The organism is Micromonospora sp. PLK6-60, from assembly GCF_019890675.1.
Classification (GTDB): Bacteria; Actinomycetota; Actinomycetes; order Mycobacteriales; family Micromonosporaceae; genus Micromonospora.
Map to the genome: position 1 here is coordinate 233,196 of NZ_JAIOAA010000006.1, position 22,199 is coordinate 255,394.

The window sequence follows — 22,199 nt, forward strand, 5'->3', positions numbered from 1 at the left end:
TGGTGAGGATGGTTGCGAGCCTACGCACCGATTCCGAGGCATGGATATCTCATCGTGCGCAGGACCCATGGAGGATGGACGGATTCATGCGACGGCGCCGCTGCCGGACGCTTCACGGGGAGAGCACGAGATGGAACGTGGACCCTCGATGCCGGTCGGCCGCCGGGGCGACCGGAAACTGCGTCGCCGTCAGATGACGCTGCGACACAGGCAGGTGGCCACACGGCACAGGTCGACCGCGCGCCGCTTGGTGAGGAGGGTCCCCATGAGCACGGAGCCTACCAGCGGTCCCGCCCAGTGCCACCGCACCGACCAGCATCCGGGACGAACGGCCGCGCGCGGGAGCGGGTCAGCTGACCGAGTTGATCGGGACGTCCTTGGCGTCGGCGGTCACGGCCAGCCCCTCCGGCGTCGGCTTGACCTCGCGGACGGCGAGCTGGAAGGGCAGCTCCGGCAGCGGGATGTCGACCGAGATGCCCTTCGCGTAGTTGCTGAGCATCGTCTGGGCCAGCGGCAGCGCCGGCAGCCCCTCGGCGTTCAGGTCGTTGAACTTCAGGGCCACCTTGCCCTGCTCGCTGACGGTGATGTCGGCGGTGCCGTTGACGGTCAGCTTCGCGCCGAGGATGTCCAGCGGCGCGGTCACCGCCAGCCGGCCGCCCTGCTCGCCGAGCTTCAGGCCGGGCCGGTCGAGGAGCGCGGCGAGGCTGTCGTAGCTGATCGTGCCGGTGCCCCGGACGCTGTCCGCGACCACGTCGCCCCGGCCGGAGCGGAGGGTGTCCAGCGAGGCCCGGACGTCCCGCGCGTCCACGTCGAGCTGCGGCAGGCTGACCGCGTCGCCCTGCACCGAGCCCTGCACGTCGCGCAGCACGATCGAGATGTGCTCGTACTTGCCCGCGGCCACCTGGGTGAGGAAGGGGAAGCCGGCCACCTCGACCTGCGGCTTCGCCGAGCGGGCGTCCTGCTTCGCCAGCTCGTCGCTGACCTGCCGGGCGATCATCCGCTCGGCCGCCCCGGCGGCCACCCGGTCCGCGACGACCAGCAGCCCCCCGACGACCAGCAGCAGCACGACGAGCGTGCCGAGCACCTTGCCGCCCCGGCGCCGGGGCCGCTTCTCCTCCGCCGGGTAGGCCTCAGTCACGCCGCCTCCAGTGTCCTCCGCGCCGTCGTCGCGGCGCTCCCCAGCCCGATCCCCCGCCCCACCGCCGGCGCGGGCCGGACCCTCGGGAGCGGGGCGCACCGGTGATACCCGATGGGAAAGAGATTCAACCGCGTCAGAGGAACAGCGTGCACATCGCGTACGCCGCCGGGGCGGCGAGGGCGAAGCCACCGAGCGGCCCCTGCAGGTGCCGGGCGACCCACATCGTCGGCGGCTCGCCGGCCATCAGGCGGCCCGCCTCGGCGTAGCCGACGGCCAGGTCGGCGAGGACCGCGGTGGCCGCGGTGACCACGCCGATCAACGCCCCGCTGGTCGGCGTGAAGCCGACCAGGTAGCTGCCGAGCACCGCGCTGACCAGCGTGCCGATCATCGCGCCGGCGACCACGCCGGCCGCCCCCCGGGGCACCTGCGGGGCGAGCCGGGGCCAGGGCGCCACGGCGTCGGTCAGTCGGGCGACGGTCAGCGCGACGCCGGCGGCGGTGAGGCAGACGGTGATCGCCTGGGTGCCGGCCGGGATCCGGCTCAGCACGATCAGGGTGGCGAAGGAGACCACCCCGACCACGATCAGCAGGGTGGCGCCGAGCGACTCGGTCACCCGGGCCCGGTCCACCCGGCGGACCAGTTGGCCCAGCACCCCGAGCAGGAAGCCACCGGCGGCCACGTAACCCAGTGGGGCCAGCGCGGCGATGTCGGAGCGTACGGCGGCGGCGTCCGCGGCCACCGCGGCGGCCGTGCTGACCAGCGCGACCACCAGCAGCGCGGGCGGGCGCATGGCCATCGTCCAGGCGAGCACGTAGAGCAGCTGGACGCCGAGGATGATGCCCGCGAAGGGCAACCGGTGGCCGGGGCCGGCCGTCTGCGCGCCGAGCACCAGGCCGACGCCGAGCAGCGCGGCGAAGCCGGCCACGGTCAGCGCCAGCGGCCGGTTCACCGGCACCGGCGGGACGATCTCCTCCTCGGCCGGCTCGGCCGGCTCGTCGTCGGCGCGGCGGGCCGGCTCACCACCGCGGCGGGCCCGGCGGGGGCCGCGCTTGCGTTGCGAACCGGTCTCCTCGTCGGCCGGGCCGGCGCCCGGCTCCGGCGGGTAGCCGCGGGACGGACCGGCCGGCGCCGGTCGGGGGCCGTCGGCCCACGGGTCACGGCCGGTCTCGGGCGAGGCGGAGGAGGGATACACGACCCGATCGTGCCAGACCGACGGGCCGCCGCGGAGGTCACGGTTTCGGCAACGTTAAAAGTCGGCCCGCCAGGAGGGGCATCTCGGGCAAAGGGTAAGGACCGCCAAAGTGACCTCCGTGGCATCCGTTAGGCTCAACCCGTTACACCCGCCCCGTCATCGACGCCGGGACCCACGAAGTTCTCAGCGGGCGGCCCGCCGGCCGCCGCTGGTCGCGCGCGGCCCGAGGGCCGCCGGGACGGAGGTGATCGTGTGGAGCTCCTGCTGTTGGTGACCGCACGCGCAGGCGAGCCATCCGCGGTGCTGCCGGCACTCGACCTGCTGCCGCACTCGGTGCGTACCGCACCCCGGGACGTCCGGACGCTGGTTTCCGGCCCGAGCCCGGACGCGGTCCTGGTGGACGCCCGCTCCGAGCTGAGCGAGGCCCGGGCCACCTGCCGCATGCTGCACGCCACCGGGCTGGGGGTGCCGCTGGTCGCCGTGGTGACCGAGGCGGGCCTGATCGCGCTCAACGCCGACTGGGGCGTCGACGACGTCATCCTCGCCGGCGCCGGGCCCGCCGAGGTGGAGGCCCGGCTGCGGTTGGCGGTCGGCCGGCTGAGCAACGCGACGGCCGGCGCCGGCGGGTCGGTCCGGGCCGGTGAGCTGATGATCGACCCGGACACGTACGCCGCGAAGCTGAAGGGCCGCCCGCTCGACCTCACCTACAAGGAGTTCGAGCTGCTGAAGTTCCTGGCCCAGCACCCGGGCCGGGTGTTCACCCGCGACCAGCTGCTGCGCGAGGTCTGGGGATACGACTACTTCGGTGGCACCCGGACCGTCGACGTGCACGTGCGGCGGCTGCGGGCCAAGCTCGGCTCGGAATACGAGTCGATGATCGGCACGGTGCGGCAGGTCGGCTACAAGTTCGTCGTACCGCCGTCGCGGTCGCTGCCGGACGCGGAGCCGGCGCCGATCCCGGTCTGACCGATCCCGCCCCCGGGCCACCGCGCGGTGGACTCTTTCCGATAAGCCCGTTTCGTTCGTGAAGCCGGTTCTATTCTGACTGCCGAGTCCGGCGGCGGAAGGGGCGGCGGTGCGCGCGGTGACCACGGGGGCGAGAGCGGGAGTGTGCCGGGCCCCGTCGAGGCGGGCCGGCTGATGCCGGGGGCGACCCGCCGTGGCGTGGCGGTGGCCGGCCTGGTCGTGGTGGCGCTGCTCGGCTCGGCGTACGCGCTCGGCCGCAGCATGGTGCCGGAACCGCCACGGGACACCGCTGTGGGCGCGAGCGCGACCGGCCCGCACTACGCCGAGCAGCCCGCCGAGGGCGGCGTCGGGCCGGGCGCGCCCGGCGGGCGCACACCGCCGGCCACCCAGGACGCGCCGACGACGCCGCCGGGCCCGGCGGAGGGCCCGACCCCGGACGGGTACGGCCCGTTCGGCAGCCGGATCAGCACCGGCTCCACCGAGGTCGCGCTCACCTTCGACGACGGCCCGGACCCGCAGTGGACGCCGCAGGTGCTGGACCTGCTCCGCACCTACCAGGTGAAGGCGACCTTCTGCGTCGTCGGTCAGAACGCGCAGGACCACCCGGACCTGATCCAGGAGATCGTCGCCGACGGGCACACCCTCTGCAACCACACCTGGAGCCACGACACCCAGCTCGGCACCCGCTCCCCCGATCAGATCCGGGCCGACCTGCTGCACACCAACGAGGCGATCCGGGCGGCGGTGCCGGACGCGCACATCGGCTACTTTCGCCAGCCGGGCGGCAACTGGAACTACCGGATCGTGTCGGCCGCCGAGGAGCTCGGCCTGACCCCGCTGCACTGGACGGTCGACCCGGCCGACTGGCAGGCGCCGGGCAGCGCCAAGATCGTGAACTCGGTGCTGGGCGGCACCGGGCCGGGCGCCATCGTGCTGCTGCACGACGCGGGCGGCGACCGGCGCGGCACCGTCGAGGCGTTGCACACGCTGCTGCCCGAGCTGCGCTACCGGTTCCGGCTGGAGGCGCTGCCCACCGGTGCCACCTGAGCCCGGCCTCGCCGGCGCCGGCCCTCCGCAGCCCGGCGGCTACGGTGCCCGGCCTCGCCAGCGCCGGCCCTCCCCGGCGGCTACGGTGACGGGGTGAGCAACGCCGAGGCGACGATCGACGAGGTGACCCGGGCCGAGCGGCTGCGCCCCGACGAGACGGCCGAGATCCTGGCGCTGGCCCGGGTGGCCGGTGACGCCGACGGCGCCGACCCGCTCGACGAGCACGTGCTGCTGCGGCTGCGCGACCCGGGGGCCGCGGCGGTGCACCTGACCGCCCGCGCCACCGACGGCACGCTCACCGGCTACGCCCACCTGGACACCACCGACCCCGGCGGCATCGGGGTCGAGCTGGTGGTGCACCCGGCGTACCGGCGGCGGGGCACCGGCCGGGCGCTGGCGCGTGGGGTGCTGGCGGTGGCCGCCGGGCCGCTGCGCGCCTGGGCGCACGGCGACCACCCGTCCGCCGCGGCGCTCGCGGTCGACCTCGGGTTCGCCCGGGCCCGGGTGCTCTGGCAGCTGCGCCGCCCGCTGACCGCCCCGCTGGCCGAGCCACGGCTGCCCGACGGGTTGACGCTGCGCGCCTACCGGCCGGGGGACGACGACGCGGCCTGGCTGGCGCTGAACGCGCGGGCCTTCGCGGAGCACCCCGAGCAGGGCCGGTGGACCGCCGACGATCTGCGGCTGCGGCTGGCCGAGCCGTGGTTCGACCCGGCCGGTTTCCTGCTCGCGGTGGAGGAGTCGAGCGGCCGGCTGCTCGGCTTCCACTGGACGAAGGTGCACGAGCGGCCCGGCTCGGCCCGGATCGGCGAGGTGTACGTGCTCGGGGTGGACCCGGCGGCGCACGGCGGCGGGCTGGGCCGGGCGCTGACCACGGCCGGGCTGGCGTACCTGCGCGACCGGCGGTCGCTGGACCGGGTGATGCTCTACGTGGACGAGTCCAACAGCGCGGCCGTGGCGCTGTACGAGCGGCTCGGGTTCGCCCGCTGGTCCGCGCACGTCAACTACCACCTGGGCTGACCGGCCAGGTCGGTCACGGCACGGTCACGCGCCGACCTCGGCGCGGTAACTAGCCGCCCGACATATCCGATAAAGCGGATAGCTCGACCGGGGTTAACCGGAAAGTCAGCCGGCCATCAGGTAACCGCAACCGCGGTGGGCGGGCTTGTTCATCCCTCGTTCACTTCCGACCGGCGAACCGTCCACCTGGCCCTCCTACCTTTCGTGTCAGCCGGTCAGCGCACCGGTACCCGGCCACGGTCCGGGTGACCTGATCAAAGACGTGAAGGGAAACCCCTCAGGTGAAGCTCCAGCGGCACGGCGCCATCGCCTGCCTCGCTCTCGCGGCGGTGCTCGGTCTCAGTGCTTGCGGCTCGGACAACAACGAGCCGGCCGGCCCCTCGGCTTCCGGCTCCGCCGCCGCCGCCGACTGCGCCTCCGGCACCCTGAACGCGCAGGGCTCCTCCGCCCAGAAGAACGCCATGGCCGAGTGGATCAAGGCGTACCAGCAGCAGTGCTCCGGTACCACGGTCAACTACGAGCCCTCCGGCTCGGGCGCCGGCATCCAGGCGTTCATCGCCGGCACCGCCGACTTCGCCGGCTCCGACTCCGCCCTCAAGGAGGAGGAGCAGCCGCAGGCCGACGCCAAGTGCAACGGCGGCAAGGCGATCCACCTGCCGATGGTGATCGGCCCGGTCGCGGTGGCCTACAACCTCAGCGGCGTGGACAACCTCCAGCTCAAGCCGGCCACCCTGGCGAAGATCTTCGCCGGCAAGGTGACCAAGTGGGACGACGCGGCGATCAAGGCCGACAACCCGGACGCCAAGCTGCCGTCGAGCACCATCCAGACGGTGCACCGCTCCGACGAGTCGGGCACCACCGACAACTTCACCAAGTTCCTGTCCAAGACCTCCGAGGCGGACTGGACCTTCGGCAACGCCAAGGCGTGGAAGGCCCCGGGCGGCACCGGCGCCAAGGGCTCGGACGGCGTGGCCAGCGCGGTCAAGGGCGCCGACGGCAGCATCGGCTACATGGAGTGGTCGTACGCCGAGAACGCCGGCCTGAGCAAGGCCAAGATCGGCAACGGCAACGGTGAGTTCGCCGAGCTGACCGCCGAGTCGGCCGGCAAGACCATCGCCGGCGCCGAGGTCGAGGGCCAGGGCGACGACCTGAAGATGAAGATCGACTACAACACCAAGGAGGCCGGGGCGTACCCGATCGTCCTGGTGACCTACGAGATCGTCTGCGACAAGGGCCTCGCCGCCGACAAGCTGCCGCTGGTCAAGGGCCTGCTGGGCTACGCGGCCAGCAGCCAGGGCCAGTCGGAGCTGACCGAGCTGGGCTACGCCCCGCTGCCGGACTCGGTCCGTACCAAGGTCGAGGCCGCGGTCAAGAACCTCTCCTGACCGAAGCGACACCACCTTCTCAACTAAGCGAGCGAGCAGATGGGTGAAACCCCTCAGCGCTCGGCACACGCCGGCACCGGCGGGAACCCCGTGACCGAAGGTCACGAGCGGCCCGCCGGTGCCTCGGCGCGTGTGGCCGAGGCGCCACTTCGCACCCGTACCCCCGACGAGAACGGAATGGGCGGCGGCGGTGCGCTGCCCCGGGCCAAGGCGTTCGGCGCGGAACGGGCGTTCCGCGCCCTCGCCCTGGCCGCCGGCACCGCCGTGCTGGTCATCATCGCGGCGATCGCGGTCTTCCTGATCGCCAAGGCCGTCCCGGCGCTGCGGGCGAACACCGAGAACTTCTGGACCTACGAGGGCTGGTCCCCCAACGACTCGCAGCCGAAGTTCGGCATCGGCACGCTCGCCTTCGGCACCGTGCTCACCGCCGCGCTGGCGCTGCTCGTCGCGGTGCCGGTGGCGCTCGGCATCGCGCTCTACCTGTCGCACTACGCACCGCGCCGGGTCGGCACCACCCTGGGCTTCCTGATCGACCTGCTGGCCGCGGTGCCCAGCGTGGTGTTCGGCCTGTGGGGGCGGGACGTCTTCGTCAACCCGGTGCGGGACTTCTCGGCCTGGCTCAACGAATACTTCGGCTGGATCCCGCTGTTCGGCGGCGACGGACCCTTCGGCCGCTCGATCATGCTGGGTTCGCTGGTGCTGGCGATCATGGTGCTGCCGATCATCACCTCGCTCTCCCGCGAGGTGTTCCTGCAGACCCCCACCATGAACGAGGAGGCCGCGCTCGCGCTCGGCGCCACCCGCTGGGAGATGCTGCGCACCGCGGTCCTGCCCTACGGCAAGCCCGGCATCATCGCCGCGGTGATGCTCGGCCTCGGCCGGGCCCTCGGCGAGACCATCGCGCTGGCGATGACCCTCGGCATCACCTTCGGCATCTCGTTCAACCTGATCCAGAACGGCGGCAACACCATCGCCGCGAACATCGCCAACGCGTTCGGCGAGGCGAACGCGAACGGCCGGGGCGCGCTGATCGCCTCCGGCCTGGTGCTCTTCGCCATCACGCTGATCGTCAACATCACGGCCCGGGCGATCATCTACCGCCGCCGCGAGTTCACGGAGAGCGCCGCATGACCACCACCCTCACCTCGCACCGATCCCGGCCGCCGGCCCAGCCGTCCACCCTGAAGGCGAAGCGGCTGCCCGCGTACGCGTCCCCGGCCATCGCCGTGGCCGCCCTGCTCGTCGCCGCCGCGCTGGTGCTCGGCACCGGCGTCGGCGGCCCGGTGCTCGTGGTCGTCGTCGGCGCGCTGCTCTACCTGGCCGGGCTCTTCGCCGCGGCGACCCGGGTGGAGGGGCGCCGGTCGGCCCGCGACCGCGCCTGGAGCGCCCTGATCCACTCCGCCTTCGTGCTCGCCGTGCTGCCGCTCGCCTCGGTGGTCTGGACCCTGGTCAGCAAGGGCGTCGAGCGCCTCGACGGCAACTTCTTCGGCACCTCGATGAACAACATCGGGGCCCGGGACCCGCAGGGCGGCGCCTACCACGCGATCGTCGGCACCTTGCAGCAGGTCGGGATCGCCACCCTGATCACCGTCCCGCTCGGCATCCTCTGCGCCATCTACATCGTCGAGTACGGCCGGGGCCGGTTCGCCTTCACCATCCGGTTCTTCGTCGACGTGATGACCGGCATCCCGTCGATCGTCTCCGGCCTGTTCATCCTGGCCTTCTGGGTGCTGATCGTGTCGCCGGTGTTCAACGACGGCCGGCCCGGCTTCTCCGGCTTCGCCGCCGCGCTGGCGCTGGCGGTGCTGATGCTGCCGACCGTCGTCCGCTCCACCGAGGAGATGCTGCGCCTGGTGCCCGCGCCGCTGCGCGAGGGCGCGTACGCCCTGGGCGTGGCGAAGTGGAAGACCATCCTGCGGGTGGTGCTGCCCACGGCGCTGCCCGGCATCGTCACCGGCGTGATGCTCGCGGTGGCCCGCGCCGCCGGCGAGACCGCCCCGGTGCTGCTGGTCGCCGGCGGTGGCGCCGCGATCAACTTCAACCCGTTCGAGAACAACCAGTCGTCGCTGGCCCTCTACGTCTACCAGCAGGCCGGTGACGCGTCGAAGTACGCGCCGGCGCGGGCCTGGACGGCGGCACTCACCCTGGTCGCGCTCGTGCTGATCCTGACGATCGCCGCGAAGCTGCTGGCCCGTCGCAACCGGCTCAGCCGATGAACCCCGGAGGTACCACCATGGCCAAGCGCGTCGACGCCACGAACGTCACCGCCTACTACGGCGGCTTCAAGGCGATCGAGGACATCAACCTGACCGTCGAACCGAAGACGGTGACCGCCCTGATCGGGCCCTCCGGCTGCGGCAAGTCCACCTTCCTGCGGTCGATCAACCGGATGCACGAGGTGCTCCCGGGCGCCCGGGTCGAGGGCAGCCTGACCATCGACGGCCAGAACATCTACGACCGCGACGTCGACGTCACCGCCGTCCGCCGCACCATCGGCATGGTCTTCCAGCGCCCCAACCCGTTCCCCACCATGAGCATCTTCGACAACGTGGTGGCCGGGCTGCGGCTCAACGGGGTGAAGCGCAAGTCGGTCCTGGCGGAGACGGCCGAGAAGGCGCTGCGCTCGGCGAACCTCTGGGACGAGGTGAAGGACCGGCTGGCCAAGCCGGGCGCCGGCCTCTCCGGCGGCCAGCAGCAGCGGCTCTGCATCGCCCGCACCATCGCGGTCGAGCCGCAGGTGGTGCTGATGGACGAGCCCTGCTCGGCGCTGGACCCGATCTCGACGCTGGCCATCGAGGACCTGATGTTCCAGCTCAAGGACAAGTTCACCATCATCATCGTCACGCACAACATGCAGCAGGCCGCCCGGGTGTCGGACCGGACCGCGTTCTTCTCGATCGAGAAGACCGGTGACCCGGGCCGGCTCATCGAGTACGACAACACCCAGAAGATCTTCAGCAACCCGGCGCAGAAGAAGACCGAGGACTACATCACCGGGCGCTTCGGCTGAGGGGTAAGGAGGGTGCCCTTCTTAACGCATTCTGCATAGGAAGGGCCCCCTTTTAACACCGCGCGGCGGGGCTCAGCGCACCACGAAGCGCGGCGCGGCACCGTCGGGGAACTCGACCCGGGGGGTGACCGGGCGGGCGAGGCCGCGGCTGGCCGCGGCGCGAGTCACCCCGGCCAGGTCCCCGGCGGCGGCCACCTCCGCCAGGTTGACCACGGTCGGCGGCAGCATGGTCAGCTCGCCGGCCGCCGCCCGGGCCAGGGCGTCCGCCGGCCGGACCCACATGGTGTGGTCGGCCTCGCCGGAGACGTCCCGGGTCCGCTGTCCCGCCGGCAGCAGGGCCACGAAAAAGTACGTGTCGAAGCGGCGCGGCTCGAACTCCGGCGTGATCCACCGGCTCCACGGCAGCAGCAGGTCCGACCGGAGCGTCAGCCGCCGCCCGGCGAGCAGGTCGGCGAAGCCCAGCCGGTGGGCCACCAGCTCCTTGCGGGCCCGCTCCCACTCGTCGTCGCTGACGTCACCCACCACGGTGCCCGCGTCCGGCCCGGCCAGCAGCACGCCGGCCTCCTCGAAGACCTCCCGGGCGGCGGCGCAGACCACCGCCTGCGCGGCGTCCGGCGGCAGCGACAGCCGCTCGCCCCAGGCCGCCGGGGGCGGGCCCGCCCAGTCCAGGTGCGCCTGCGAGTCGGAGCGGTCCACCCCACCGCCGGGGAAGGCGTACATCCCGCCGAAGGCCATCCCGGCGACCCGGCGGATGACGTACGCCTCGAAGTCGTCGCCGGCGGGGCGGAGCAGCATGACGGTCGCCGCCACCCGGGGGACGGCGGGGGTGCCGCCCTCGGCGTAGAACCGGCGGGCGTTCTCGATCAGGCCGGGCGGGGCCGGGAAACCGTCGCTGTCGATCGTCATTCCGCGAGCCTAGGCCACGTCCTGGCCAGGCCCCGTTCCCGACCCGTGGATCAGTTTTCCGGGCCCCACGCCCGCTCGGCTAGCGTGCCGGCATGACGCGTTGGGGAATTCTGGCCACCGGACACATCGCCGCCCGTTTCGCCGAGGACCTGCGGCTGGTGCCGGGGGCCGAGCTGCTCGCGGTCGGTTCGCGGACCCGGGAGAGCGCCGAGCTGTTCGCCGCCCGGCACGGCGTGCCCCGGGCGTACGCCTCCTGGGCGGAACTGGCGGCGGACCCGGACGTGGACGTCGTCTACGTGGCGACCCCGCACTCCGCGCACCACGAGGCGACCATGGCCTGCCTCGCCGGTGGCAAGGCGGTGCTGGTGGAGAAGCCGATCACCCTCGACCTGGCCGGCAGCCGGGAGCTGGTCGAGACGGCCCGCCAGCGGGGCCTGTTCCTGATGGAGGCCATGTGGATGCGGACCAACCCCGCCATCCGCCGGGTGGTCGAGCTGATCGGGCAGGGCGCGATCGGCGCGGTGACGAGCGTACGGGCCGACTTCGGGGTGGCCGGGCCATTCCCGCCGGAGCACCGGATGCGGGCCCGGGCCCTGGGCGGTGGCGCCCTGCTCGACCTGGGGGTCTATCCGGTCAGCCTGGCCCACCTGCTGCTCGGCGTGCCGCAGCACCTGCGAGCCTGGGCGAAGATCAGCCCGGAGGGGGTGGACGAGAACACCGGCATGGTCCTCGGCTACGACTCGGGCGCGGTCGCCACGCTGAGCTGCGGGATGATCGGGGCCACCCCGCTGGTCGCCGCGATCACCGGCACCGGCGGGCGGATCGAGCTGGCCGAGCCGTTCTTCCGGCCCGGCTCGATCACGGTGCACCGGGCGGACGCCGCCCCCGAGGTCGTCGACGTGGCCCTGGAGGGGGGCGGCTACCAGTACGAGGCGATCGAGGTGCAGCGCTGCCTGGCCGAGGGGCTGCTGGAGAGCCCGCTGGTGCCGCACGCCACCACCCTTGAGGTGATGGGCCTGCTGGACGACGTGCGCGCCCTCATCGGCGTCGACTACGCATGAAAGGAGGGGCCCCTTATTAACAGACGTCTGTTAATAAGGGGCCCCTCCTTTCACCTCAGAACAGGGGGCGCACCAGCAGGTAGGTCAGGCAGGCGATCAGCGCGGCCGCCGGGAACGTGATGATCCAGGCGATCACGATGTTGCCGGCGACGTTCCAACGCACGGCGGAGAGCCGCTTGGTCGCGCCCACGCCCATGATCGCCGAGGTGATCGTGTGGGTGGTGGAGATCGGGGCCTTCAGCACCAGCGCGTTGAAGTAGAGCACCGCGCTGGCCACCGTCTCGGCGGCGAAACCCTCCGGCGGACCGAGGTCGATGATCTTGCGGCCCAGGGTCCGGATGATCCGCCAGCCACCGGCGTACGTGCCCAGGGCCAGCATGGTCGCCGAGGTCCAGAACACCCAGCCGGGGATGTGCGTCTTGTCGTTCTGGAAGCCGCCGGTGTAGAGCGCCAGGACCACGATGCCCATCGTCTTGGCGGCGTCCTGCATGCCGTGGCCGACCGACATGGCCGCCGCCGAGGCGGTCTGTGCCCAGCGGAAGCCGCGGTTGAGCTTGCCGGGCTGGCCGTTGCGGAACGCCCAGAGGATGGCCAGCATCACCAGGTAGCCGAGGGTCAGGCCGACGATCGGCGACAGGATCATCGGCAGGATGACCTTCTCGCCGATGGTGACCCATTGGACGATGCCGCCGGTGGAGAGCAGGGTCGCCCCGACCAGGCCGCCGAAGAGCGCGTGCGAGGACGACGACGGCAGGCCGAAGTACCAGGTGATCAGGTTCCAGGCGATGGCGCCGAGCACCCCGGCGAAGACCACCCCGAGGCTGCCGACCCCGGTGGGAAGGGTGACCAGGCCGTCGCCGACGGTCTTGGCCACGCCGGCGCCGAAGTGGGCGCCGACGAAGTTGCCGACCGCGGCCAGCAGCAGCGCGATCCTGGGGGTCAGCGCCCGGGTGGAGACGCTTGTCGCGATCGCGTTGGCGGCATCGTGGAACCCGTTGGTGTAGTCGAACGCCAGGGCCACCGCGATCACCGCCAGCACGGCGATGAGTTCGGGACTCACAGGATCAGGACTCCTTGACCGCGATGGTCTCGACGGTGTTGGCCACGTGCTCGAAGGCGTCGCAGGCGGCCTCCAGCTCGTCGGCCACCTCCTTCATCTTCAGCACGGTGAGCGCGTCGTACTCGCCGGAGAAGAGCCGGACCAGCAGCATCCGGTACACCCGGTCGCCGTCGTTCTCGAGCCGGTTGCACTCGATCCAGTAGTCCTCGAGGTCCTTCATCGACCGCAGTCGGGGCATCGCGTCGGCGGTCAGCTTGGCCTGCTGGTCGAGCACGTTGACCAGCTCGTGCATCTCTCGGGGCAGCGAGGGCAGCTTGGTCAGCCCGTACAGGTAGAGCAGGTTGCCGACCGCCTCCAGGTGGTCCATCACGTCGTCGAGCAGCGAGCCCAGCCGGTAGATGTCCTCCCGGTCGAACGGGGTGATGAAGGTAGAGTTGATCTTTTTGTAGAGATCGTGGGTGATCTGGTCGCTGTCGTGCTCGACCTCGGTCAGCCGCTCGCTCACCGACTGCACGTCCGCGCCGGGCAGTGCCAGCTCGTTGAGCAGCTCGGTGCCCCGTACCAGGTTCTGTGCGGCCCTGGTGAAGAGCTCGTAGAAGGCGCCCTCGGTAGGGCGGAAGGAAAACTTCACAGCACGGACCTCGTCGTCTTGGTGGTAGGGGTGGCACGCGGCCACCGAAGTGCCTGCCGTGGGAATGCTAGGAAACGCCGGGACCGGTCCTTGACCGGCCCACCCCTGGTCAGGCGCGATTCATGCCTCGTTCACCCGCCGTTCACCTTGGCCCGTCCGCAGACCACGCAAACGCGCCCGTTCCGCCGCCACGTCGAAGTCCGCGGGCGGATACCCGAGATCCAGCGTGTCGAACGTCTCCCGCAGCAGGTGGGCCACGGCCCAGTCCCGGTACCACTTGCGGTCCGCCGGCACCACGAACCAGGGCGCGCCGGCCGGGCCGCACCGCGCCAGCGCCTCGGCGTACGCCGCCTGGTAGTCGTCCCAGCGCGACCGGGCGTCGATGTCGCCCGGGTTGTACTTCCAGTATTTGCGCGGCTCGGTCAGCCGGTCCAGCAGCCGCTCCCCCTGCTCGGCCCGGGAGATGTGCAGCATCACCTTGACCACCGTCACCCCGCCGGCGGTCAGCTCCCGCTCGAACTCGTTGATCTCGTCGTACCGGGCCCGCCAGGTGGCCTCCGGCACCAGCCCGTCCACCCGGGCGACCAGCACGTCCTCGTAGTGCGACCGGTTGAAGATCCCGACGTACCCGGGCGGCGGCAGGGCCCGCCGGATCCGCCACAGGAAGTCGTGCCGCAACTCCTCGGCGGTGGGCGGGCCGAAGGAACGGATGTGCAGGCCGAGCGGGTTCATCGCGCCGGCCACCCGCTTGATCGTGCCGTCCTTGCCGCCGCAGTCCATCGCCTGGAGCACCAGCAGCACCCGGCCGGGCCGATCCCCGCCCAGCTCCGGCCCGCCGGTGGTCGGCGCGGAGGTCGCCGCGCCCGGCTGGGCGGCCTTCGCGGCGGCGAACAGCATCTCCTGCTGCCGGCCCAGCTCGGCGCCGATCACCTCGACCTGCCGCCGGGCCCACGCCTTGCGCCCGCCACCGGCGCCCGCCGCCGCGGGCAGGCCCGGCATGGACCGGGGATCGATCGCCCCGAGGTCGACCCGGTCGCCGTCCGATCCGGCCCGCAGCAGATCGCGCATGGTCCCGCCCTCGGGCGGAACGATCTCCGTCACGTCATCAGCGCCCATCCCCCGATCTTCACCCACGGCGTCGACACCCGCCTCCCGAGCGGACACCGGAAGCCCCGGCCGCGCCAGGACACGCCGTCCTGTCACGTTCGGGGGCTGCGCTGCGTCCGGTGGGTGGGCACAATCTGCGCGGGAGGCGGAATGGCGGTGCACATGGCGGCGACGGAGTTCGAGGCCGAACGAGGGCGGCTGACCTCGGTGGCGTACCGGATGCTGGGCAGCCGGAGCGAGGCCGAGGACGCCGTCCAGGAGACCTGGCTGCGCTACTCGTCGGCCCTCGGCGATCCGGCCGCCCGCGCCGAGATCCGGCACCTCGGCGCCTGGCTCACCACCACCTGCGCCCGGATCTGCCTGGACGTGCTGCGCTCGGCCCGGGTGCGCCGGGAGACGTACCCGGGGCAGTGGCTGCCCGAGCCGCTGGTGGCCCCGCTCGGCCCGACCGCCGACGGCTTCGCGCCGGACCCGGCGGAGCGCGCGGTCCGCCGTGACCAGGTGGGCACCGCGCTGCTGGTGGTGCTGGAGCGGCTCACCCCGGAGCAGCGGGTGGCGTTCGTGCTGCACGACGTGTTCGCCGTGCCGTTCGCCCGGATCGCCGAGGCGCTGGAGACCACCCCGGAGGCGGCCCGGCAGCTCGCCTCCCGGGCCCGCCGGGCGGTCACCGCCCCGGACGCGCCCCGGCACACCGCCGACCTCGCCGAGCAGCAGCGGGTGATGGCGGCGTTCGTCGCCGCCACCGAGTCCGGAGACCTGGCCGCGTTGGTCCGGGTGCTGGCCCCGGACGTGGTGCTGATCGGCGACAGCGGCGGCCACTTCTCGGCGGCCCGCCGCCCGGTCACCGGGGCCGACGCGGTCGGCCGGTTCACCCTCGGCCTCTTCGGCCGGGCCGGGCGCTACGGCGGGCAGGTGAAGGCAGGGGTGGTGCTGGTGGACGGGTCGCTCGGCCTGCACATCGAGACCGTCGACCCGGCTGGCCGGCTGATCCGGCTGGTCACCGCCTTCGCGGTGGCCGACGGCCGGATCACCGGCATCTTCAACCAGCTCAACCCGGACAAGCTCACCGCCGTGCCGGCCCTCGCCGAGGAGGCCGCCGGCTGGCCGCCGAGCTGGTGACCCCGGCGCCGGGTCAGACCACCAGGGCCAACCATTTCCGGTATGAGGTGGCGAACGGCTCGGTGCCGTCGCCCAGCGCGGTGAGCAGCCACCGGGCCGCCGCCCGCGCCTCGGCGACCAGGTCGTCCGGGTAGCCGAAGCGCTCCCGGTGCTCGGCGAACTCGTCCTCGTCGCGCAGCTCGACCAGGCCGGTGCCGCGCCGGCGCACCACGTCCAGGTCGAGGTCGACCAGGTGCACGGTGTCGCCCTCCCAGCGGGCCGGGGTGGCGATGTCGCAGTAGACCTCGCTGGTCCGCGGCGGCGGGTTGAACATCCCCGTCCACCAGCCGTGGTGCGGCACCAGCAGCACGAACGGGATCTGCTCGACCGACGGGCGGCCGTGGTAGACGGACTCGGTGCCGGCCGGCACGCCGAGCCAGACACCGAGATCGTCCTCGGTGAGCCGGCGGGCCGGGTAGTCGCGGTGGGCGCTGCCGTCGTACTTGCGGTAGATCACGCGGACCACGTCGCTCGGCATGAGTCGCACCCTAACCGATATCGCCCAACCGAAGCTGCGACGGAAATAACCGGACAGCGGGGTTGCGGTTCCGTACGGTGACGACGCCACGCGGCGGGGGCGGCCGGCGGTGTCGCCCTCGACGGGTACCGTCGCACGGTGACCGCGCCCCGCACCGCCACCGGCCCCGTCTCGCCCCGTGGAAGGCGCCGGAGCGCCCGGCCCGGCGCGGTCGAGCTGCTCACCGCCGCGGTGGGCGCGGTGCCCGGCGGCGCCACCCGCCCCGGCCAGCAGCAGATGACCGAGGCGATCGAGCGCAGCGTCGCCAGCCGCGAGCACCTGCTGGTGCAGGCCGGCACCGGCACCGGCAAGTCCCTGGCCTACCTGGCGCCGGCGTTGACCGTGGACGGCCCGGTGGTGGTCTCCACCGCCACCCTGGCCCTGCAGTCCCAACTGGTCGACCACGACCTGCCCCGGCTGGCCGACGCGGTGGAGCCGCTGCTCGGCCGGCGGCCCACCTTCGCGGTGCTCAAGGGCCGGCACCACTATCTCTGCCTGGCCCGGCTGGACAACTCCACCGAGGAGGAGCCGGAGGACACCCTCTTCGACGCACCCCGCGCCGGCGGCGGCACGAAGTGGCTCGGCGAGGCCGGCCGGCTCGGCAAGCAGATCCAGCGGCTGCGCGACTGGGCGGAGAAGACCGACACCGGCGACCGCGACGAGCTGGACCCGGGCGTCGACGACCAGTCCTGGCGGATGGTCTCCATGCCGGCCCGCGAGTGCGTCGGGGCGACCCGCTGCCCGTTCGGCCAGGAGTGCTTCGCGGAAGCCTCCCGGGCCCGGGCCCGGGAGGCCGACATCGTGGTGACCAACCACAGCCTGCTGGCGGTGGACATGCTCGCCGGGCGGCACATCGTGCCGCCGCACAAGCTGCTGATCGTGGACGAGGCGCACGAGTTGGCCGACCGGGTCTCCTCGGCGGCGCAGGCCGAGCTGGTGCCCGAGCTGATCGACCGGGCGGCCCGCCGGGCCCGGCCGCTGCTCAAGCCGGACGTCGCCGAGCGGCTGACCGAGGCCGGCGACGCGCTCGCCGTGGGCCTGGGTGAGGCGCCGGCCGGGCGGCTCACCACCGGGCTGCCGGGCCCACTGCGAGAGGCGTGCACGCTGCTCGACGCCGCCACCCGGGCCGCGCTGGACGCGATCGGCGAGGTGAAGTCGGACGACCCGGACCCGGTCCGCAAGCAGCAGGCCAAGGCCGTGCTGGACGAGCTCTCCACCACCGCGCAGCGGCTGCTGGAGGAGGCCGAGCACGACGTGGCCTGGGTCGAGAAGCCGGAGAACGGCAGCCGCCGGGCGCTGGTGGTCGCGCCGCTCTCGGTCGCCGGCACCCTCGCCACCCACCTGTACGACGAGCGCACCGTCGTCGCCACCTCGGCCACCCTGGCCCTGGGCGGCCGGTTCGACACGGTGGCGCGGGCGCTCGGGCTGGACGCGCCCGCACCGGCCCCGCCGTCGCCGGCCGCCGCCGCGCTGGCCGCCAGCACGGCGCGCGGCGACGCGGCGGCACCCGCGCCGGTGGCCGCCGCGCCGGGCAGCCGGGCCGCCACCGGCACCGTCCCGGCCACCGAGGGGCCGGGCTGGTCCTCGCTGGACGTCGGCTCGCCGTTCGACTACGCCCGGCAGGGCATCCTCTACGTCGCCGCGCACCTGCCCCGCCCCAGCGTGTCGGGCCTGCCCACGGCGGCCGGCGAGGAGTTGCTCGGGCTGGTCGGCGCGCTCGGTGGGCGTACCCTCGGGCTCTTCTCCTCCCGGCGGGCCGCGCAGCAGGCGGCGGAGCTGCTGCGGGCGCGGACCGACCTGCCGGTGCTGCTCCAGGGCGAGGAGGCACTGCCGCTGCTGGTCCGCAGGTTCCGCGAGGAGCGCGCCAGCTGCCTGTTCGGGGTGATGTCGCTCTGGCAGGGCGTGGACGTGCCCGGCGACGCCTGCCAGCTCGTGGTGATCGACCGGCTGCCCTTCCCCCGCCCGGACGAGCCGCTCGCCGCAGCCCGGGCGGCGGCCGTGGACGCCACCGGCGGCTCGGGCTTCGCGGCGGTGAGCGTGCCGATCGCCGCGGTCCGGCTGGCGCAGGGGGTGGGCCGGCTGATCCGGGCCACCGGGGACCGGGGCGTGGTGGCGGTGCTGGACTCCCGGCTGGAGACGGCCCGCGGGTACGGCCCGTTCCTGCGCCGGTCGCTGCCCCCGTTCTGGTACACCACCCGCCCCGAGGTGGCCCGCGGCGCCCTGGAACGCCTCGGCAAATCCTGACCCGGCCCCGCCCCAGGGCGCCGCCGGCCCGCGTTGCACCGACATACGGCACGTCGCGCCGTCACGGGCCCGGGAAGGCCCGACATCCGGCAGTTCGGGCCAGCACGGCCGGAGGCGCGGGGCGGGGACGGGTCAGGGCGCCTGGGAGGCGACCACCACGGCGTCCGGTGGGGTTTCCGGCACCGTGCGGGCGGCCAGCCGGCGGACCGCCGTGTTGAGCACGGCGATCAGCGGCACCGCGACCACCGCGCCGGTGATCCCGGCCAGCACCACGCCGGCCGCGATGCCGATGATCACGGCGAGCGGGTGGATGGCCACCGCCCGGCCCATGATCAGCGGCTGGAGCACGTGCCCCTCCACCTGCTGCACACCGATCACCACGCCGAGGATCACCAGGGCGATGTACGGACCACTGTCCACCAGGGCGACGAGCACCGCCACCACGCCGGAGAGCGTGGCGCCGACGATCGGGATGAACGCGCCGAGGAAGACCAGCGCGGCCAGCGGGAAGGCGAACGGGATGTCGAAGATGACCAGGAAGATGCCGATGCCGACGGCGTCGATGAAGGCGACCAGCACGGTGGCCCGCACGTAGGCGCCGAGCGTGGCCCAGGAGGCCCGGCCGGCGTCGTCGACCTTCCACCGGGCCGCCAGCGGCAGCAGCCCGACCAGGAACCGCCAGATCCGGTTGCCGTCGCGCAGGAAGAAGAAGGTGGCGAAGAGCACCAGGATGGTGCCGGTGAGCACCTCGGCCAGGGTGGCCGCGGTGCTGAGCGCGCCGCTGGTGAACTTGGCGCTGTTGCCGTTGATCCAGTTCTGCGCCTCGTCGATGTACCGGGTGAGCTGGCTGTCCGACAGGTGCAGCGGGCCGGTCTTCAGCCAGTCCTGGATCTGCCGGACGCCCTGCGACGACTTCGCGCTCAGCTCCGGCACGCCCCGGATGAACTCGTTGACCACCAGGGTCATCGTGGCGACCACCGCGGCCAGCCCGCCGACCAGCACCACCGCGGTCGCCGCCGAGCGCGGGAAGCGCGCCCGCAGCAGCCAACCCACCGCCGGCGCGAGCAGCGCGGAGAGCAGCAGCGCGACGGCCAGCGGGATGATCACGACGCTGATCGTGCCGACGATCTTGAGCAGCGCCCAGGTGACCACCCCGATGACGATCAGCCGCCACGACCAGGCGGCGGCGATCCGCAGCCCGTGCGGGACGTCCGCGTCGTCCCGGCTGGAGGTGGAGTTGTGCAGGGCGGCCGGCGGCTCGGCGCCGACCACCACCGCGGACGGCGCCGCCGCCGGTCCGGGCGAGGACGGCGAGGCCACCCGCGCCTCCTCCGGCACGTCCGCCGGGTGGGTCCGGGCCTCACGCACCGAATCCCGGCCGTTCTCGTACGCACGGCGCAGCCGTCCGCGTATCCGCTCGAAGCGGCTCAAGCGCACCTCCTGGCAACGACGGCGGCCCGCACGGCGCGGTCCGCACAGGGTACGTCCGACAGCGTCACCGTAGGGTAGATCCGCCACACATTGCCCAACCGTCATCCTCCGTAACCACCGGCGCACCCGTGCCGGGCGACGCGGTACCGTCTGCGGCGTGACCAGCGACCAGAACCTCGACGTCGGCCTGCCGATCCGCCTGCTGCACGACCGGGTGCTGGTGAAGACGGAGGGCGGGGAGGGCGAGCGCCGCTCCACGGCCGGGATCGTCATCCCGGCGACCGCCGCGGTGGGCAAGCGGCTGGCCTGGGCCACCGCGGTGGGCGTCGGCCCGAACGTCCGCTCGATCGTCTCCGGCGACCGGGTGCTCTTCGACCCGGACGACCGCTCCGAGGTCGAGCTGCACGGCCGGGGCTACGTGCTGCTGCGCGAGCGGGACGTGCACGCGGTGGCCGCCGAGCGGGTCGAGCCGGACGCGACCGGCCTGTACCTGTGATCCCGGGGTCGCCGCCGGTGGCGCGACCCGACCCGCTGGCGCCGTAGCGACGCCCCTGCCAGCCCTGCGCCCCGGCGTGCCCGCCGTTCCCGGTGTCGTTTGCGTCGCGGGGAGGCGGGAAGCCAGGCACGTCCGCGGGGCCCTGGGGAGGGACGATGCCGGTTCTGGTGAAGAAGGTGCTGCTCTGGGGTTTCGTCGCCTTCCTGATCTACTTCATGGCGTTCCGGCCGGACGGCGCGGCCCAGCTGTTCCGCGGGATCGGCGCGGCGCTGATGGCGATCGCCCAGGGCCTGGGCGACTTCCTCACCGGCCTGATGAGCTGACCCGGGTGTGCCGGGTTCAGTGCCGCCCCGGGGGCCAGGGCGCGGCCGGACCCGGGCCGTACCAGCCGGGCGGGCCGTAGCCGGCCGGCTGGGCGGGCGGCGGGGGCGGGGCGAGCACCACCGGGATCGGCACCACCGGCTCGTCCGGCGCCTCGACGGTGCGCTGCGAACCGTCCGGGAAGCGCAGGTGGTAGCGCTGCCCGTCCCAGACGCCGACCGGCGCCTGCGGGTCCCGCCCGACGAAGAACGACCGGTACGCGCTGATCGCGTCCAGCAGCTCCCGCTCCTCCCGCACCGTCCGTTCCCGGTCGGCGGGGCGGGCGTCCAGGCCGCGGCGCATGCCGTCGCGCAGCAGCGCCAGCCGGGTGGCGGTGAACTGGTAGCCCCGCATCGCCTTCAGCCCGGCGTCGCCGGCCACCCGCCGGGCCCAGGTACGCGCGGCGTGCCGTCGCCCGAGGCTGCCGAGGGCGGCCACCTCGGGCGGGGTGAGCCAGCCGGCCCGGACGTAGTCGGGCAGGGTCCGCTCGGTGAGCCGCCCCTCCCAGGCGCGCAGCCAGACCGCCAGCCCGACCATGCCGAAGAAGATCGGCACCATCACACCGAGGTAGCCGTAGAGCGCGATCAGCCCCTCCCCGGTGGCCGCCACCAGCGACGGCAGCAGGTTCCAGGCGCCGTGCAGCATCATCGCCAGCAGCAGGCCGGCGGCCGGGGCGAGGATGCGTACCCGGCGGTCGGCGGTGCGGGCGGCGATGCCCAGCCCGACCCCGGTCATCGAGGTGAACAGCGGGTGGGCGAAGCCGAAGAGCAGGATCCGGACGATGAAGATGGCGATCACCTGCCGGACGCCGGTGGCCGGCCCGTACTGCTCGACGCCGGAGGCGTAGCCGTAGCCGCCCAGGTAGAGGATGTTCTCCACCATGGCGAAGCCGATCGCGGAGAGCCCGCAGTAGACCAGCCCGTCGGTGATCCCCGACCACTCCCGCCGACGGAAGATCAGCAGCAGGATGGGGCCGAGCGCCTTGGTCAGCTCCTCGATGAACGGGGCGACCAGCACGGCGGTCAGCGCCTGCGGCAGGCCCCAGTCCTTGAACAGCCGGGCGGCGGTCTCGTTCACCGTCAGCGACGCGGCGGTGGAGACGAACGCGCCCCAGGCGAAACAGAAGATCAGGTATTTGAGCGGCTCCGGCTCGTACCGGTCGAGCCAGAGGAAGCAGGCGACCAGCACCGGCACCGGCAGGATGGCGGCGACCAGGCCGACCAGCAGCGCCTGCGTTCCGAGGCTGGACCCGAGCTGGATCAGCATGAAGACCGCGCAGGCGGCGATCAGCAGGATCACCCCGGCCAGCCCGAGGATGCGACGCCCGCCCAGCCGGCGCAGCGGCATCCGCGGTGCGGCGGCACCGGGCGGCGGCGGGACGGCGGGCGCGGGCGACGGCGGCGGCGAACCGCCCGGCGGGGTGTCGGCCATGCGGTCAGCGTAGCCATCCGGGGCCGCGCCGGCCGGCCGCAT

22 protein-coding genes are annotated in these 22,199 nt (G+C 73.3%); 12 read left to right on the forward strand and 10 right to left on the reverse strand.

The genetic code is table 11. From position 1 onward, the window contains the following. Positions 1–189: 189 nt before the first annotated feature. The 3 genes from K7640_RS30980 to K7640_RS14500 form a co-directional block, all read right to left on the reverse strand. The gene (locus K7640_RS30980) at positions 190–267 is read right to left on the reverse strand and encodes an Ms5788A family Cys-rich leader peptide (protein WP_331214547.1); all 78 of its coding nucleotides are present in this window, start codon (positions 265–267) and stop codon (positions 190–192) included. An 82-nt stretch (positions 268–349) separates the two neighbouring features. After that, a complete protein-coding gene (locus tag K7640_RS14495) occupies positions 350–1,138 on the reverse strand; it encodes a DUF2993 domain-containing protein (protein ID WP_222955327.1) in 789 nt (262 codons plus the stop codon). Between the two features lie 133 nt (positions 1,139–1,271). Beyond that, positions 1,272–2,330 (reverse strand): hypothetical protein, encoded by a 1,059-nt coding sequence (locus tag K7640_RS14500; protein ID WP_222955328.1) that lies wholly within the window; start codon positions 2,328–2,330, stop codon positions 1,272–1,274. A 252-nt stretch (positions 2,331–2,582) separates the two neighbouring features. Here K7640_RS14500 and K7640_RS14505 point away from each other — a divergent pair, with 252 nt between their 5' ends. From K7640_RS14505 to pstB, 7 genes are all read left to right on the forward strand, one after another. Further along, positions 2,583–3,296, forward strand: coding sequence for a response regulator transcription factor (locus tag K7640_RS14505; protein ID WP_222955329.1), 714 nt, complete (start codon positions 2,583–2,585; stop codon positions 3,294–3,296). A 174-nt stretch (positions 3,297–3,470) separates the two neighbouring features. Continuing rightward, positions 3,471–4,343, forward strand: a complete 873-nt coding sequence (locus K7640_RS14510) for a polysaccharide deacetylase family protein (protein WP_222955493.1) — start codon at positions 3,471–3,473, stop codon at positions 4,341–4,343. Positions 4,344–4,436: 93 nt separating this feature from the next. Beyond that, positions 4,437–5,360, forward strand: coding sequence for a mycothiol synthase (gene mshD, locus K7640_RS14515; RefSeq protein WP_222955330.1), 924 nt, complete (start codon positions 4,437–4,439; stop codon positions 5,358–5,360). A gap of 281 nt (positions 5,361–5,641) precedes the next feature. Beyond that, the gene (gene pstS, locus K7640_RS14520) at positions 5,642–6,745 is read left to right on the forward strand and encodes a phosphate ABC transporter substrate-binding protein PstS (RefSeq protein WP_222955331.1); all 1,104 of its coding nucleotides are present in this window, start codon (positions 5,642–5,644) and stop codon (positions 6,743–6,745) included. A 39-nt stretch (positions 6,746–6,784) separates the two neighbouring features. Then, the gene (gene pstC / locus K7640_RS14525) at positions 6,785–7,876 is read left to right on the forward strand and encodes a phosphate ABC transporter permease subunit PstC (protein ID WP_222955332.1); all 1,092 of its coding nucleotides are present in this window, start codon (positions 6,785–6,787) and stop codon (positions 7,874–7,876) included. Next, complete coding sequence (pstA, locus tag K7640_RS14530) at positions 7,873–8,961, forward strand: phosphate ABC transporter permease PstA (protein ID WP_222955333.1); 1,089 nt, start codon at positions 7,873–7,875, stop codon at positions 8,959–8,961. Before pstC ends, pstA begins: the two co-directional genes overlap by 4 nt. A gap of 17 nt (positions 8,962–8,978) precedes the next feature. Further along, complete coding sequence (pstB, locus tag K7640_RS14535) at positions 8,979–9,755, forward strand: phosphate ABC transporter ATP-binding protein PstB (RefSeq protein ID WP_222955334.1); 777 nt, start codon at positions 8,979–8,981, stop codon at positions 9,753–9,755. 72 nt (positions 9,756–9,827) lie between these two features. Here pstB and K7640_RS14540 read toward each other — a convergent pair whose 3' ends face one another. After that, positions 9,828–10,661, reverse strand: coding sequence for an NUDIX domain-containing protein (locus tag K7640_RS14540; RefSeq protein WP_222955335.1), 834 nt, complete (start codon positions 10,659–10,661; stop codon positions 9,828–9,830). Between the two features lie 92 nt (positions 10,662–10,753). Between K7640_RS14540 and K7640_RS14545 the strand changes: the two genes are divergently transcribed. Next, positions 10,754–11,722 (forward strand): Gfo/Idh/MocA family protein, encoded by a 969-nt coding sequence (locus K7640_RS14545; RefSeq protein ID WP_222955336.1) that lies wholly within the window; start codon positions 10,754–10,756, stop codon positions 11,720–11,722. A 55-nt stretch (positions 11,723–11,777) separates the two neighbouring features. Here the strand turns inward: K7640_RS14545 and K7640_RS14550 are convergent, their stop codons facing one another. The 3 genes from K7640_RS14550 to K7640_RS14560 all read right to left on the reverse strand — a co-directional run bounded on the left by K7640_RS14550 (position 11,778) and on the right by K7640_RS14560 (position 14,529). Next, complete coding sequence (locus tag K7640_RS14550; RefSeq protein WP_222955337.1) at positions 11,778–12,782, reverse strand: inorganic phosphate transporter; 1,005 nt, start codon at positions 12,780–12,782, stop codon at positions 11,778–11,780. 4 nt (positions 12,783–12,786) lie between these two features. Beyond that, positions 12,787–13,413, reverse strand: coding sequence for a DUF47 domain-containing protein (locus K7640_RS14555; RefSeq protein WP_222955338.1), 627 nt, complete (start codon positions 13,411–13,413; stop codon positions 12,787–12,789). 120 nt (positions 13,414–13,533) lie between these two features. Then, positions 13,534–14,529 carry a PPK2 family polyphosphate kinase gene (locus tag K7640_RS14560; protein ID WP_255608992.1) on the reverse strand — a complete coding sequence of 332 codons (996 nt, stop codon included), beginning with the start codon at positions 14,527–14,529 and terminating at the stop codon, positions 13,534–13,536. Between the two features lie 147 nt (positions 14,530–14,676). On the opposite strand from K7640_RS14560, the gene sigJ reads away from it, so the two are divergent. Next, positions 14,677–15,639 carry an RNA polymerase sigma factor SigJ gene (gene sigJ, locus K7640_RS14565; protein ID WP_222955495.1) on the forward strand — a complete coding sequence of 321 codons (963 nt, stop codon included), beginning with the start codon at positions 14,677–14,679 and terminating at the stop codon, positions 15,637–15,639. Positions 15,640–15,652: 13 nt separating this feature from the next. On the opposite strand, the gene K7640_RS14570 is transcribed toward sigJ, so the two are convergent. Continuing rightward, a complete protein-coding gene (locus tag K7640_RS14570; RefSeq protein ID WP_222955339.1) occupies positions 15,653–16,156 on the reverse strand; it encodes a DUF402 domain-containing protein in 504 nt (167 codons plus the stop codon). A 138-nt stretch (positions 16,157–16,294) separates the two neighbouring features. Between K7640_RS14570 and K7640_RS14575 the strand changes: the two genes are divergently transcribed. Beyond that, positions 16,295–18,439, forward strand: coding sequence for an ATP-dependent DNA helicase (locus K7640_RS14575; protein ID WP_222955340.1), 2,145 nt, complete (start codon positions 16,295–16,297; stop codon positions 18,437–18,439). Positions 18,440–18,571: 132 nt separating this feature from the next. Here K7640_RS14575 and K7640_RS14580 read toward each other — a convergent pair whose 3' ends face one another. Next, positions 18,572–19,975 carry an AI-2E family transporter gene (locus tag K7640_RS14580; RefSeq protein WP_222955341.1) on the reverse strand — a complete coding sequence of 468 codons (1,404 nt, stop codon included), beginning with the start codon at positions 19,973–19,975 and terminating at the stop codon, positions 18,572–18,574. Between the two features lie 52 nt (positions 19,976–20,027). Here K7640_RS14580 and K7640_RS14585 point away from each other — a divergent pair, with 52 nt between their 5' ends. After that, the gene (locus tag K7640_RS14585) at positions 20,028–20,366 is read left to right on the forward strand and encodes a co-chaperone GroES (RefSeq protein WP_222955342.1); all 339 of its coding nucleotides are present in this window, start codon (positions 20,028–20,030) and stop codon (positions 20,364–20,366) included. 155 nt (positions 20,367–20,521) lie between these two features. Then, positions 20,522–20,689: a hypothetical protein gene (locus K7640_RS14590; protein ID WP_222955343.1), complete on the forward strand. Its 168-nt coding sequence runs from the start codon at positions 20,522–20,524 to the stop codon at positions 20,687–20,689. Positions 20,690–20,705: 16 nt separating this feature from the next. Here the strand turns inward: K7640_RS14590 and K7640_RS14595 are convergent, their stop codons facing one another. Further along, positions 20,706–22,199, reverse strand: coding sequence for a PrsW family intramembrane metalloprotease (locus tag K7640_RS14595; RefSeq protein WP_222955344.1), 1,494 nt, complete (start codon positions 22,197–22,199; stop codon positions 20,706–20,708).

Coding starts and splice junctions, on each gene's coding strand:
- K7640_RS30980 (WP_331214547.1), bottom strand. CDS start 267: ATGGGGACCCTCCTCACCAAGCGGCGCGCGGTCGACCTGTGCCGTGTG.
- K7640_RS14510 (WP_222955493.1), top strand. CDS start 3,471: ATGCCGGGGGCGACCCGCCGTGGCGTGGCGGTGGCCGGCCTGGTCGTG.
- pstC (WP_222955332.1), top strand. CDS start 6,785: ATGGGTGAAACCCCTCAGCGCTCGGCACACGCCGGCACCGGCGGGAAC.
- pstA (WP_222955333.1), top strand. CDS start 7,873: ATGACCACCACCCTCACCTCGCACCGATCCCGGCCGCCGGCCCAGCCG.
- pstB (WP_222955334.1), top strand. CDS start 8,979: ATGGCCAAGCGCGTCGACGCCACGAACGTCACCGCCTACTACGGCGGC.
- K7640_RS14540 (WP_222955335.1), bottom strand. CDS start 10,661: ATGACGATCGACAGCGACGGTTTCCCGGCCCCGCCCGGCCTGATCGAG.
- K7640_RS14545 (WP_222955336.1), top strand. CDS start 10,754: ATGACGCGTTGGGGAATTCTGGCCACCGGACACATCGCCGCCCGTTTC.
- K7640_RS14560 (WP_255608992.1), bottom strand. CDS start 14,529: ATGGGCGCTGATGACGTGACGGAGATCGTTCCGCCCGAGGGCGGGACC.
- K7640_RS14570 (WP_222955339.1), bottom strand. CDS start 16,156: ATGCCGAGCGACGTGGTCCGCGTGATCTACCGCAAGTACGACGGCAGC.
- K7640_RS14580 (WP_222955341.1), bottom strand. CDS start 19,975: ATGACGGTTGGGCAATGTGTGGCGGATCTACCCTACGGTGACGCTGTC.
- K7640_RS14590 (WP_222955343.1), top strand. CDS start 20,522: ATGCCGGTTCTGGTGAAGAAGGTGCTGCTCTGGGGTTTCGTCGCCTTC.
- K7640_RS14595 (WP_222955344.1), bottom strand. CDS start 22,199: ATGCGGCCGGCCGGCGCGGCCCCGGATGGCTACGCTGACCGCATGGCC.